This is a genomic window from Cellulomonas sp. Leaf395 (assembly GCF_001424125.1).
Classification (GTDB): Bacteria; Actinomycetota; Actinomycetes; order Actinomycetales; family Cellulomonadaceae; genus Cellulomonas.
In genome coordinates this window covers 128,807-141,649 of sequence record NZ_LMQI01000005.1, presented here as the reverse complement: position 1 = coordinate 141,649, position 12,843 = coordinate 128,807, and the positions used below count along the sequence as shown (strand labels likewise).

The 12,843-nt window shown below is 70.8% G+C and carries 10 protein-coding genes and 1 tRNA gene; 8 read left to right on the top strand and 3 right to left on the bottom strand.

What is annotated here, in order from left to right; genetic code table 11:
• Positions 1-78 precede the first annotated feature (78 nt).
• Genes ASG23_RS15305 through ASG23_RS15280 form a run of 6 tightly spaced genes read left to right on the top strand, consistent with a single transcriptional unit; the run spans position 79 to position 8,658 of the window.
• The gene (locus tag ASG23_RS15305; RefSeq protein WP_056026715.1) at positions 79-1,386 is read left to right on the top strand and encodes an MFS transporter; all 1,308 of its coding nucleotides are present in this window, start codon (positions 79-81) and stop codon (positions 1,384-1,386) included.
• A gap of 11 nt (positions 1,387-1,397) precedes the next feature.
• On the top strand, positions 1,398-5,177 hold the full coding sequence (locus ASG23_RS15300) for a nitrate reductase subunit alpha (protein ID WP_056026712.1): 3,780 nt from the start codon (positions 1,398-1,400) through the stop codon (positions 5,175-5,177).
• Between the two features lie 13 nt (positions 5,178-5,190).
• On the top strand, positions 5,191-6,876 hold the full coding sequence (narH, locus tag ASG23_RS15295; protein ID WP_056026709.1) for a nitrate reductase subunit beta: 1,686 nt from the start codon (positions 5,191-5,193) through the stop codon (positions 6,874-6,876).
• Positions 6,873-7,568 carry a nitrate reductase molybdenum cofactor assembly chaperone gene (narJ, locus tag ASG23_RS15290; protein WP_056026706.1) on the top strand — a complete coding sequence of 232 codons (696 nt, stop codon included), beginning with the start codon at positions 6,873-6,875 and terminating at the stop codon, positions 7,566-7,568. The genes narH and narJ overlap by 4 nt, the downstream gene beginning before the upstream one ends.
• A complete protein-coding gene (gene narI, locus ASG23_RS15285; protein WP_056026703.1) occupies positions 7,565-8,314 on the top strand; it encodes a respiratory nitrate reductase subunit gamma in 750 nt (249 codons plus the stop codon). Before narJ ends, narI begins: the two co-directional genes overlap by 4 nt.
• Positions 8,315-8,355: 41 nt before the next feature.
• The gene (locus tag ASG23_RS15280; RefSeq protein WP_056026700.1) at positions 8,356-8,658 is read left to right on the top strand and encodes a DUF2249 domain-containing protein; all 303 of its coding nucleotides are present in this window, start codon (positions 8,356-8,358) and stop codon (positions 8,656-8,658) included.
• A gap of 54 nt (positions 8,659-8,712) precedes the next feature.
• Here the strand turns inward: ASG23_RS15280 and ASG23_RS15275 are convergent.
• Together ASG23_RS15275 and ASG23_RS15270 are read right to left on the bottom strand one after the other, a co-directional pair.
• Positions 8,713-8,786: transfer RNA gene (locus tag ASG23_RS15275), tRNA-Val, on the bottom strand.
• A 60-nt stretch (positions 8,787-8,846) separates the two neighbouring features.
• Positions 8,847-9,326 (bottom strand): peroxiredoxin, encoded by a 480-nt coding sequence (locus ASG23_RS15270; RefSeq protein WP_056026697.1) that lies wholly within the window; start codon positions 9,324-9,326, stop codon positions 8,847-8,849.
• A 380-nt stretch (positions 9,327-9,706) separates the two neighbouring features.
• Between ASG23_RS15270 and ASG23_RS20325 the strand changes: the two genes are divergently transcribed.
• Positions 9,707-11,599: a hypothetical protein gene (locus tag ASG23_RS20325; protein ID WP_056026695.1), complete on the top strand. Its 1,893-nt coding sequence runs from the start codon at positions 9,707-9,709 to the stop codon at positions 11,597-11,599.
• Between the two features lie 80 nt (positions 11,600-11,679).
• Here ASG23_RS20325 and ASG23_RS15260 read toward each other — a convergent pair whose 3' ends face one another.
• Positions 11,680-12,102 carry a DUF3052 domain-containing protein gene (locus ASG23_RS15260; protein ID WP_056026692.1) on the bottom strand — a complete coding sequence of 141 codons (423 nt, stop codon included), beginning with the start codon at positions 12,100-12,102 and terminating at the stop codon, positions 11,680-11,682.
• A gap of 169 nt (positions 12,103-12,271) precedes the next feature.
• On the opposite strand from ASG23_RS15260, the gene ASG23_RS15255 reads away from it, so the two are divergent.
• Positions 12,272-12,745 (top strand): hypothetical protein, encoded by a 474-nt coding sequence (locus ASG23_RS15255; protein ID WP_056026689.1) that lies wholly within the window; start codon positions 12,272-12,274, stop codon positions 12,743-12,745.
• The last annotated feature ends 98 nt before the right edge of the window (positions 12,746-12,843 follow it).

The window sequence follows — 12,843 nt, the reverse complement described above, 5'->3', positions numbered from 1 at the left end:
CACCACCGCGGGCCCCGCGGACATGCTCGCCGTGAGCCCGAGACCGGGCCACGGTACGGATGACTGCGGGAGGTCCCGATGTCCACCCTGACCCTGCGCGGGCCGGACCTGTCCCACTGGGACCCGGAGAACGAGGCCACCTGGGACCGCCGGCTCGCGTGGCGCACGCTGTGGATCACGACGTACAACCTGACGCTGGCGTTCTGCGTCTGGTACCTCGTCAGCGCGATCGCCCCGCGGCTCAACGACATCGGGTACGACCTGACGACGGGCCAGCTCTACTGGCTCGCGGCGATCCCCGGGCTCGCAGCAGGCCTCGCGCGGCTCATCTACATGTTCCTTCCCCCGGTCGTCGGCACCCGGACGCTCGTCGGCGGTTCCGCCACGCTGCTCCTGCTGCCAATGGTGGGCTGGGTGCTCGCCGTACGGGATCCGGGCACGTCGTACGCGGTGCTCCTGCTCCTCGCGGCGGCGTCGGGCGTCGGCGGCGGTGCGTTCGCGGGGTTCATGCCCTCGACCAGCTACTTCTTCCCCCGCCGCATGGCGGGCACCGCGCTGGGCCTGCAGGCCGGCATCGGCAACTTCGGCGTCAGCCTCATCCAGCTGCTCGTGCCGTGGGTCGTGGGTTTCGGTCTCCTCGGGACCGCGGCACTCACCCCGCAACAGCGTGCGGACGGCACCTCGATCTGGCTGCACAACGCCGGTCTGGTGCTCATCCCCTGGGTGCTGCTCGGCATGGTGCTCGCCGCCGTGTGGCTGCGGCGCGTCCCCGTCAAGGCCAACTTCCGTGAGCAGCTCGACATCTTCGGCGAGAAGCACACCTGGTACATGACGGCCGTATACCTCATGACGTTCGGCGCCTTCTCCGGCTTCGCGGCCCAGCTCGGCCTGCTGATCAAGAACATGTACGACGGCATGGAGGGTGCGCCCGACCCGCTGAAGTATGTCTTCCTCGGTCCGCTGCTCGGCTCGATCACCCGGGCGGCCTGGGGCCCGCTGTGCGACCGGTTCGGCGGCGCCGTGTGGTCGCTCGTCGCCGGCGTCGGCATGACTGCCGCGACCGTCTTCACCGCCTTCTTCCTGACACCGACCGACACCAGCACGTTCGGGCTCTTCCTCGGCGGCATGCTCGCGATCTTCACTTTCGCCGGCATCGGCAACGCGGGCACGTTCAAGCAGATGCCGATGATCTTCGACCGCCGTCGTGCCGGTGGCGTCATCGGGTTCACCTCCGCCATCGCGGCCTTCGGCCCGTTCCTCGTGGGCGTCGGCCTCTCGCTCGTCGCACCCCAGGCGTTCTTCATCGGGGCCGCCGTGTACTTCGCGCTCTGCACCGTCCTGGTGTGGAACCAGTACGCGCGCCCCGGCGCCCCCCGCCCCAGCTGAAGGAGGACGTCGTGACCGCACGCACCGACAGGCCCGGCACGGACAACGCCGCCGTCGACGCCCTCCTGCGCCTCGGCTCCCACCTGCGGCCCGGCACGATGTCGCCCGACAACCGAGCGCTGTTCCTCGAGGGTGGCCGCGAGGGTGACGCGTTCTACCGGGACCGCTGGTCGCACGACAAGGTGGTCCGCTCGACGCACGGCGTGAACTGCACGGGGTCGTGCTCGTGGAAGGTGTACGTCAAGGACGGGATCATCACCTGGGAGACCCAGCAGACCGACTACCCGTCGGTCGGCCCCGACTCCCCCGAGTACGAGCCCCGCGGCTGCCCGCGCGGTGCCGCCTTCTCCTGGTACACATACTCGCCGACACGCGTCCGGTACCCGTACGTGCGCGGGGCCCTGCTGCGGGCGTACCGGGCGGCGAAGGAACGCACGGGCGATCCGGTCCTCGCGTGGGCCGAGGTCACCGGCGACCCCGAGACCGCGCGCTCGTACAAGTCGGCGCGCGGCAAGGGCGGGCTCGTCCGCGCCACGTGGGACGAGGCCTCCGAGATCGTCGCGGCCGCGCACGTGCACACCATCAAGACGTACGGCCCGGACCGCGTCGCCGGCTTCTCTCCGATCCCCGCGATGTCGATGGTCTCGCACGGCTCGGGCGCGCGGTTCGTCTCGATGCTCGGCGGCACAATGCTGTCGTTCTACGACTGGTACGCGGACCTGCCCGTCGCCTCCCCGCAGGTCTTCGGCGACCAGACGGACGTCCCGGAGTCGGCCGACTGGTGGAACGCGAGCTACCTCATGATGTGGGGCTCGAACGTGCCGGTGACGCGGACGCCCGACGCGCACTTCATGACCGAGGCCCGCTACCGGGGCCAGAAGGTGGTCACGGTCTCCCCCGACTACGCGGACAACACGAAGTTCGCCGACGAGTGGCTGGCCCCGCACCCCGGCACGGACGGCGCGCTCGCGACCGCGATGGGCCACGTGATCCTGCGGGAGTTCCTCGTCGAGCGGCGCACCGCCCGGTTCGCCGAGTACATGTCGACGTTCACCGACGCGACCCACCTCATCACGCTGCGCCAGCGCGGCGACGCGTGGGTGCCGGACAAGTTCCTCACCGCCGACGCGCTCGACGGGCCGGTCGCCGGGCCCGACGGCACGCCGCGCGACACCCGCGGCCGGGACGCCGCGTTCATGACCGTCGTGCTCGACGCCGACGGCTCCCCGCGTGTGCCGAACGGGAGCCTCGGGCACCGGTTCGACCCGGCGCAGGCCGGCTCCTGGAACCTGGACCTCGGCACGATCCGGCCGGTGATGTCCGTCGGGGACCTCGACACCCACGACGGGGCGGCCGTCGCGGTCGACCTGCCGCGGTTCGACGTCGCGGCTGTGGGCCGCGACGACTCTGTCGGCGAGCACACGGGCGGCGCGGGCGTCGTCCGTCGCGGCGTGCCCGTCATCCGCCTCGGCGACGCTCTCGTCACGACGGTGTTCGACCTCCTGCTCGCCCAGTACGGCGTCGGGCGCGACGGGCTGCCCGGCACCTGGCCGACGGGTTACGACGACCCGAGCACCCCGGGCACCCCTGCGTGGCAGGAGGAGATCACTGGGGTGCCCGCCGCGTCGGCGGAGCGCATCGGGCGGGAGTTCGCCGAGAACGCCGAGGCGTCGGGCGGCCGCTCGATGATCCTCATGGGCGCCGGCACCAACCACTGGTTCCACTCCGACACGATCTACCGCACGTTCCTCGCGCTCGTGACGATGACCGGCTGCCAGGGCGTGAACGGCGGCGGCTGGGCGCACTACGTCGGCCAGGAGAAGTGCCGGCCCGTCACCGGCTGGGCGCAGTACGCGTTCGGCCTGGACTGGGTGCGGCCACCGCGGCAGATGATCGGCACCGCGTTCTGGTACCTGGCCACCGACCAGTGGCGCTACGACGGCCTGCCCGCCGACGCCCTCGCGTCACCGCTGGCCGAGGGCCTGTTCGCGGGCCGGACCACTGCCGACTGCCTCGTCGAGTCCGCCAAGCGAGGGTGGATGCCGTCGTACCCGACGTTCGACCGCAACCCGCTGGACCTGGTCGACGAGGCCCGCGCGGCGGGCAAGGACCCCGCGCAGCACGTCGTCGACGAGCTCAAGAGCGGGCGGCTGAAGTTCGCCGTCGAGGACCCGGACGACCCCGCCAACTTCCCGCGCGTCCTGACGGTCTGGCGGGCGAACATCCTCGGCTCGTCGGGCAAGGGCAACGAGTACTTCCTGCGCCACCTGCTCGGCACCGACTCGGCCGTCATGGCCGAAGAGTCGGGTCCGGACCGTCGCCCGAGCACGATGACGTGGCACGACGAGGCCCCGCGGGGGAAGCTCGACCTGCTCGTCACGAGCGACTTCCGCATGACGTCGACGACGCTCTTCTCCGACGTGGTGCTGCCCGCGGCGACCTGGTACGAGAAGCACGACCTGTCCACGACGGACATGCACCCCTTCGTGCACTCGTTCAACCCGGCGATCGCGCCGCCGTGGCAGACCCGCACGGACTTCGACATCTTCGTCACGCTGGCGAAGGCGGTCTCCCGGTTGTCGGTCGGGCACCTGGGCACGCGCGAGGACCTCGTCGCGGTGCCACTGATGCACGACACTCCGGACGAGATGAGCACGCCGCACGGCCGGGTCACCGCCGTGGACGACCTCATCCCGGGTGTGACGATGCCGAAGCTCGTGGTCGTCGAGCGGGACTACACCGCGCTGGCCGACCGCCTCACGTCGCTCGGCCCGCTCACTGCGACGGCGGGCATGGTGACCAAGGGTGTGAGATTCATGCCCGACCAGGAGGTCGCCGAGCTCGGTCGGCTGAACGGCGTCGTCGCCGACGGGCCGGCTGCGGGTCGGCCGCGCCTGGCGACCGCCCAGAACGTGTGCGAGACGATCCTCGCGCTGTCCGGCACGACGAACGGCCGGCTCGCGGTGCAGGGGTTCGAGGACGTCGAGAAGCAGTCGGGCACCGAGCTCGCCTGGCTCGCGCGCGAGCACGAGGGCAAGCGCATCACGTTCCCCGACGTGCAGGCGCGGCCGGTCCCGGTCATCACGTCCCCGGAGTGGTCGGGCTCGGAGCACGGGGGCCGCCGGTACACCGCGTTCGCGATCAACGTCGAGCAGCTCAAGCCGTGGCACACCCTCACGGGCCGGCAGCACTTCTTCCTCGACCACGACTGGATGAGCGAGCTGGGCGAGAACATGCCGGTGTACCGGCCGCCGCTCGACCTGGGCCGGCTCTTCGGGGACCGCCGCCCTGGCTCGACGGAGCCGTCGGGCGCACCCGGGTCCGAGGGTCACGCCGAGGTGACGGTGCGCTACCTGACGCCGCACTCGAAGTGGTCGATCCACTCCGAGTACCAGGACAACCTCTTCATGCTCTCGCTGTCGCGAGGCGGTCCGACGATCTGGATGTCCCCGCAGGACGCCACGACGATCGGCGTCCGCGACAACGAGTGGGTCGAGGCCTACAACCGCAACGGTGTCGTCGTCGCCCGCGCCATCGTCAGCCACCGGATGCCCGCCGGGACCGTGTTCATGTACCACGCCAAGGACCGGACAGTGGACGTCCCGCGTTCCGAGACGTCCGGCCTGCGTGGCGGCATCCACAACTCGCTGACCCGCGTCCTGCTCAAGCCGTCGCACCTGGTCGGCGGGTACGCGCAGCTGTCGTTCGCCTTCAACTACCTGGGCCCCACGGGCAACCAGCGCGACGAGGTCACGACGATCCGACGTCGCTCGCAGGACGTGACGTACTGATGGGGAGCATCGCATGAAGGTCATGGCACAGATGGCGATGGTGATGAACCTCGACAAGTGCATCGGCTGCCACACGTGCTCCGTCACCTGCAAGCAGGCGTGGACGAACCGCACCGGCGTCGAGTACGTCTGGTTCAACAACGTCGAGACCCGCCCGGGCGTCGGCTACCCGCGCGGCTACGAGGACCAGGAGAAGTGGGGCGGCGGCTGGGTCCGCACCAAGCGCGGACGGCTGAAGCTCCGGTCCGGCGGGCGGTTCACCAAGCTGGCGCACATCTTCTCGAACCCGAGGCTCCCGGAGATCCACGACTACTACGAGCCGTGGACGTACGAGTACGACACCCTGCTGTCCGCCCCGCAGGGCGAGCACACACCCGTCGCGCGGCCCATGTCGCTGCTCACGGGCAAGGCCATGCAGATCCACTGGTCGGCGAACTGGGACGACAACCTGGGCGGGTCGATGGAGACCATGCAGGACGACCCGGTCCTGAAGCAGATGAGCGAGAGCGTCACGGCCGAGCTCGAGCAGGCGTTCATGTTCTACCTGCCGCGCATCTGCGAGCACTGCCTCAACCCGTCGTGCGTCGCGTCGTGCCCCTCGGGTGCGATGTACAAGCGCGCCGAGGACGGCATCGTGCTCGTCGACCAGGACCAGTGCCGCGGCTGGCGCATGTGCGTGTCGGGCTGCCCCTACAAGAAGGTCTACTTCAACCACAAGACCGGCAAGGCCGAGAAGTGCACGATGTGCTACCCGCGCCTCGAGGTCGGCCTGCCCACCGTGTGCTCGGAGACGTGCGTCGGGCGCCTGCGCTACCTCGGTCTCGTGCTCTACGACGCCGATCGCGTGCTGGAGGCCGCGTCCGTCGAGGACCCGGCCGAGCTGCTCGACGCCCAACGGTCCGTGCTCCTGGACCCGCACGACCCCGAGGTGATCGCGGGAGCCGAGCGCGAGGGCATCCCGCGCGACTGGATCGACGCGGCGCAGCGCTCGCCCATCTGGTCGCTCATCAGCACCTACCAGGTGGCCCTGCCGCTGCACCCCGAGTACCGCACGATGCCGATGGTCTGGTACATCCCGCCACTCTCGCCGGTGGTCGATGTCGTTACCGGCTCGGGCAACGACGGCGAGGACGCGCGGACGCTGTTCGCCGCCATCGACCGGCTCCGCATCCCCGTCGAGTACCTGGCGGGCCTGTTCACCGCGGGCGAGACGGCACCGGTCACGGCCGTCCTGCAGCGACTCGCCGCGATGCGGGCGCACATGCGCAACGTGAACCTCGGCACCGAGCAGGACCCGCGCATCGCCCAGGCGGTCGGCATGACGGCCGCCGAGATCGAGGCGATGTACCGCCTGCTCGCGATCGCGAAGTACGAGGACCGCTACGTCATCCCCGCCGCGCACGCCGAGAGCGCCGCCGCGCTGGAGGAGACCGCCTCCGGCTGCTCGCTCGACGTCGACGGCGGACCCGGCATGGGCGGCGGCGGGCGGTTCGGCTCGTCGTCGGGTCGCCCGGTGCGCGCCGCGGTCGAGACGTTCCACGCGCTGCGCAACCGGCAGACCGCGGACAACGCCGCCGGGCCGTCGCAGCCGAGCCGGGTCAACCTGCTCAACTGGGACGGCAACGGCGCACCACCCGGACTGTTCCCGCCGGAACCTGGCCAGGACGGCTACGGCGAGGGACCGGAGGCCCACGGATGAGCCGCCGCCGCACCGGCACGGGACGCCCACCGTCGCTGCCGTTCCTCGAGCCCGTCGTCGCGCACCCGATCGAGCGCGTCGTCGCGCACATGTCCGCGTCGCTGCTGCTGGAGTACCCGACGCAGCGGCTGCGCGACCAGCTCACCCTGCTGCGCGACGCGACGGGGACCCTGTCCGCCGACGTCGCAGCAGCGTTCGGCCGGTTCCTCGATGCGGCCGACGCGCTGGACCTCGACGCCCAGCAGGTGCACTACGTGGAGACGTTCGACCAGCGCCGCCGGTGCGCCCTGTACCTGAGCTACTACGCCGCCGGCGACACCCGGCGGCGCGGCATGGCCCTGGTGACCTTCGTCGAGGCCTACCGCGCGTGCGGCTGGGTCCCGCGGGACGACGAGCTGCCCGACCACCTGCCGACCGTCCTCGAGCTGTCCGCCCGGGACCCCGGACCCGTCGCGGACACGCTGCTGGGCACGCATCGCGCCGGGATCGAGCTGCTGCGCTCGGCCCTGCACCACGTCGGCAGCCCGTACGCGCACGTGGTCGACGCCATCTGCCTCACGCTGCCCGCGGTCGACGAGGCGACGGCCGCCCGGTTCGCCGACCTGGTCGCCAGCGGGCCGCCGAGCGAGACCGTCGGCCTGTCCGCACCGCTGCTCCCCTTCCCGACGGTCCGCTCGGAGGTGCCGGCATGACGACGCGCGACATCCTGCTCTGGGTGGTGCTCCCGTACATAGCCGGGGCGGTGTTCGTCGTCGGGCACCTGTGGCGGTACCGGTACGACCGCTTCGGCTGGACCACGCGCTCGTCTCAGGTCTACGAGTCGCGGCTGCTGCGGGCGGGCTCGCCGATGTTCCACGTCGGGATCCTCATGGTGATCGGCGGGCACGTCGTCGGCCTGCTGATCCCGCGCGCGTGGCTCGAGGCCGTCGGCGTCACCGAGCACGCGTACCACCTGGTCGCGACGTGGGCGGGCACGATCGCCGCGGTGCTCACCCTCGCCGGGCTCGCGACCCTCGTCTACCGCCGCCGGACGGTCGGACCCGTCTTCCTCGCGACGACGCGCATGGACAAGCTCATGTACGTCGTGCTGGGTGCGACCCTGGCGTTCGGCACGACCGCGACGGTGATGTTCCAGGTGCTCGGCGACGCCTACGACTACCGCGGCACGGTGTCACCGTGGGTGCGCGGGCTGCTGACGTTCCAGCCCGACCCTGCTCTCATGGCCGACGTTCCGCTCGCTTTCCAGCTGCACATCCTGTGCGCCCTCGCGCTGTTCGGGCTCTGGCCCTTCACGCGGCTGGTGCACGTGTTCTCGGCGCCGCTGGGGTACCTCACGCGGCCCTACATCGTGTACCGGACCCGTGACACCGTCCGCCTGGGCTCGCGCACCCCCCGACGCGGCTGGGAACGCGTCGAGCGTCCCGGCGCACGCCGCTGACCCTGCCCGACGTCCTGCACCACCCAACCGAGGAGAGAACCATGACCGCCGAGCACGTCGAGATCCTGCCCACCGCCCCGGAGCCCGCCGGCCACTCCTGCGGCTGCGGCGGCCACGACGAGGCCGACCCGGTGCTCGACGTCCGCCCGATCCCGCACGCGATCCGGCACGCGACCGTCTTCGGCGCGTTCGACGCGATCCCGCCGGGCCAGTCGCTCGTCCTCGTCGCACCGCACCTGCCCCTGCCGCTGATCGCCCAGCTGCGCGAGCGCGCGGAGATCGACGTCGAGGTGCTGGTGGACGGACCGGACGCCTGGCACGTCCGCCTCACCCGCCTGGCGTGACGTCCCGAGCCCTGGCGTCGACCATGTTGCCGACGCCAGGGCTCAGCGTTGCGGTGGGCCCGGCCGGTTTCGAACCGGCGACCTCCGCGGTGTAAGCGCGGCGCTCTGACCAGCTGAGCTACAGGCCCCTGAGCCGCCCGTCTGGCGGGCGTCTCGACGACCGCACAGCCTACCGGCGCGGGCGGCAGTCAGGCGGCGAGGTCCGCCAGCGCAGCACGGTAGGACCCGAAGTCGCGGGCGCGCCCGGGAGGGTTGACCACGCTCCACCGCAGGACACCCTCGGCGTCGACGAGGAAGCTGCCCCGCACGGCGAACCCCCGCGTCTCGTCGAAGACGCCGTAGGCGCGCGCCACCTCACCATGCGGCCAGAAGTCCGAGAGCAGGTCGAAGCCGAAGCCCTCCTGCGCAGCCCACGCGCGCAACGAGTGGCCCGGGTCGCACGAGACGACCACGACGTGGACGCCGGCCTCCTCGAACTCCTTGATGTTGTCCCGGAGCTCGCACAGCTCACCGGTGCACGTGCCGGAGAACGCGAACGGCACGAAGACGATCACGACGGGACCGCCGCGCAGCCCGCTGAGGGTCACCGGTGTGCCGTGCGTGTCAGGGAGCGAGAACTGGGGAGCGGGTGCGCCGACAGCCGGGGTCGAGCGGGCGATGTCATCCATGGCGCGGACTGTAACAACGGCGAGGAGCCGTCAGGGAAGCCCTGGCCGTCCACATGCTGAACACGGTCGGGCGAGCCTCGGGCTGCCCGTCGTCAGCCCGATCTATGCGTCAGCGGTGTGCCGGGGTTCACACCGCTCACCTGGCACGATGTAACGATTCGGACACGCTTTATCACAGAGCCGCACCGCTCATTCAGAGCTAATCGGGTGAACCAGACACCGTGGGCGCAGGTGGGCGACCTGGACATCCGATCTAGTCGTCGGCACCATTCATGGCAACTCGCGTGCTGGACGACCGTAGCCGTCCGGTTCGATCGGGAGTACGCCAGAACGCACCCCTCCCCGTGTGGCGGGGACCGCCGCCACCAGGAGGACTGTGCATGCTGACTCGCTTCCGCAAGACCCTCGTCGCCGCCGCGCTCGCCGCAGGACTCCTCGCGATCCCGCTCGTCCTGCCCCAGATGGCCCAAGCCGGGTCTGACGCGTGCGCCCCGTCCAGGAGCGACCGGCTGATCCCCGGTGAGAAGCTGAGTCCTGGCCAGAACATCGCCTCGCTCGACGGCAGGTACACGTTCGGACTCGAGTTTGACGGCACGGTCGCGATCCGGACCGCCACCGGCGGAGCGCTCTGGAAGAAGGGGCCCTACGGTGCCGGCTCGACGCTGGCCGTCGAGGATGGAAGCGACCTCGTCGTGCGTGACAAGGCCGGTGTCGCGCTATGGCGCACCGGCATCAAGTCCGACTGCGCCGCGGTCGTCGTCCTCAATGACGGACGGGTGGTCCTCGCCGAGAACACGACCGAGCTCTGGAGCATCCCCTCCACCCGCGCGAAGAGAGCGGCCGTCGTGGGATGGGGGGCCCAGCCGACCCCCAGTGCGTGCGCACCGAACCTCGCCGACCGACTCGTGCCGGGCGAAAGCCTTGCCGTCGGCCAGCAGATCTCGTCGCCCCGGGGTACGTACACGTTGGTCCTGAACGTCGGTGGCGACCTCCTGATCAGGACCGAAACGGGCGGATCGGTCTGGAAGAAGTCCGGCGGACCGGGTGCACGACTGAACCTCACCACCAGCGGCGACCTGCAGCTCGTCACCGCCGAAGGCGCTCTCGTCTGGCACAACAGCGTCTCATCCTCCTGCGCCACCGTCGCGGTCCAGGACGACGGTCGGGTGGTAGCCCTCTCGGACGGCAAGGTGGTCTGGGCCATCCCGACGGACCGTGGCGTGGTCGCCGCATCACCGACCCCCACCCCGACCGCGGCCCCCGAGCCGACGCCGACGACCGCACCGACCCCGACCCCGACCCCGGCCCCGGCCCCGGCCCCGGCCCCGGCCCCGACGACCGCAACACCGACCCCGACCCCCTCGGCCACGAGCGGCGGTTCGGCACTTCCGAAGCCCGGGACGCGCGACCCCGTGTACTACCCGTTCGCGTCGTCCGCGCCGTGGAACATCGCCGTCGGCTCGGCGGCCCAGTTCGAGTCGGCCACCGCTCCCCGCACCGCCGACTTCCTCCGTGAGACGCCCGTCGTCAACTCCACGCGCTGGTCGATCGCTGTGGAGATCGCCACGAACGACGACCCGCTCGCAACGGTGACCAACCTCAACAACGGCGCCGTGTACAAGGTTCGGGTCCCGCGGGACACGGAGCCCACCTACGGCACGGACAAGCACGTCGGGGTGATCCAGCCCGACGGCCGTACGGCGTGGGAGTTCTACAAGTTCACCAACGTCGGCACCGACAGGTGGACAACCACGCGAGCCGTCCAGACCGACCTCACGGGCGATGGCATGGCCGACGGCGCGCGAGCGTCGGGCATCTCCTTCTACATCGGTCTGATTCGCGAGAAGGAGCTCGCGGAGCTCTCGATCAATCACGTCCTGGCCATCGGGCTCCCCGACGAGGTGCTCAAGGACGGCCCGGTCTGGCCGGCCCGGACGCAGGACTCCAACGGCAAGACGGCGTACTCGGGCAACGTCCCCATGGGAACCATGGCGGCGATCCCGCCGAACGTGAACATCGACGCCATGAACCTGACCCCCGAGGGCAGGGCACTCGGCCACGCATTGCAGGACTACGGCGCACTCGTGCTCGTCCGCTCCGGGACCGCGTCACTGTTCTGCGAGCAGTCGTGCAACTCGGTGCAGGCGCAGGCGGCGAGCACCGACTTCCGGCAGCTCTACCCGCTCATGCGGGTGATCACAAACAACACGGCCACGACCCCAGGTGGAGGCGGCACACCGCGCCAGCCAGCCCTCCCGAGCCTGGCACCGTGAGCTGAGAGGCACGAGAAGGGGTCATGGCCGTGTGGCCAGGACCCCTTCTCGTGCGTCATCGGGGTGGCAGCGCCGGGTGGTCAACGCCCGCGTCCGCGCGCCCCGAGGCGGGTCGCGGACCAGTCAGGCGCGATCGAGAACGTGCTCATCGCGTGCAGGCCGGATGTCGTTGCCGCCTCTTCGATGTCGCTGTGCGACACGTGCCCCGAGCGTCCGGCCTTCGGCGTCAGCACCCAGATCGGACCGCCGTCGTCCAGCACTGTCATGGCGTCGACGAGCGCGTCCGTGAGGTCACCATCGCCGTCGCGGAACCAGATCACAGCGCCGTCCGTGACGTCGTCGTACTCCTCGTCGACCAGCTCCGTGCCGGTGACGGTCTCGAGGCTGCTGCGCAGCTCGTCATCGACGTCGTCGTCGTAGCCGAACTCCTGGACCACCTGGCCCGAGGTGAAGCCCAAGCGGGCGGCCGCATGCGACGCGCCTTCGTCCGCGGTGGATGACACGTCCGGACCGCTCCCTTCCGTCTAGGCGACCACGTCGGGCGCCGCCTGCTCATTGCCGCACACGCTAGCCCACCGCACCGGGACGGGCGCACGCAAGGCTTGCACTGAGAATGGTGTCGGCGACCGTGCCAGCCGATATGTTCGAGCTCCCGCGAGCCCTGGAGGGTGGATGCGCCCGGAGACCCTCTGGTGGCTGTCCTGCCGCCTGCACCGGCGTCGGTTGACCCCGGCGGCCCGCCTGCTCAAGGCGCTGAACTTCCTGCTGTTCCACGCGGTTCTCCCATACGAGTGCGACGTACCGCGCGACGTGACCCTGTGGCACCACGGCCTGGGCACCGTGGTGCACCCGAACACCCGGATCGGGCACAACGTCAAGATCGGCCACAACGTGACGATCACCGCCGGATCACAGAGCCGCGGCTCGGCCCTAGCGGTCGTGCTCGGTGACGGCGTCGTCGTCGGCACGGGGGCCCTCGTCAGGCCACGCCGCGGGCATCGTCTCCTGGTGGGCGACGGGGCTCAGATCGGGGCTCACGCGGTCGTCGTCCGCGACGTCCCTCCGGGCGCCGTCATGGTGCCGCCGGTGGCCCACATGCGTTCCGGGATCGTTGCGGAGGCTCCCGTGGAGACCGAATCACCCTGACTGTCGCAGACGTCACGCCGCTCAGTGTGACTTTCGGGTCCCCGGGGTCAGAGAATGGACCGACTACCCGCACCTGACTCACCGCCCACTGGGCGTGC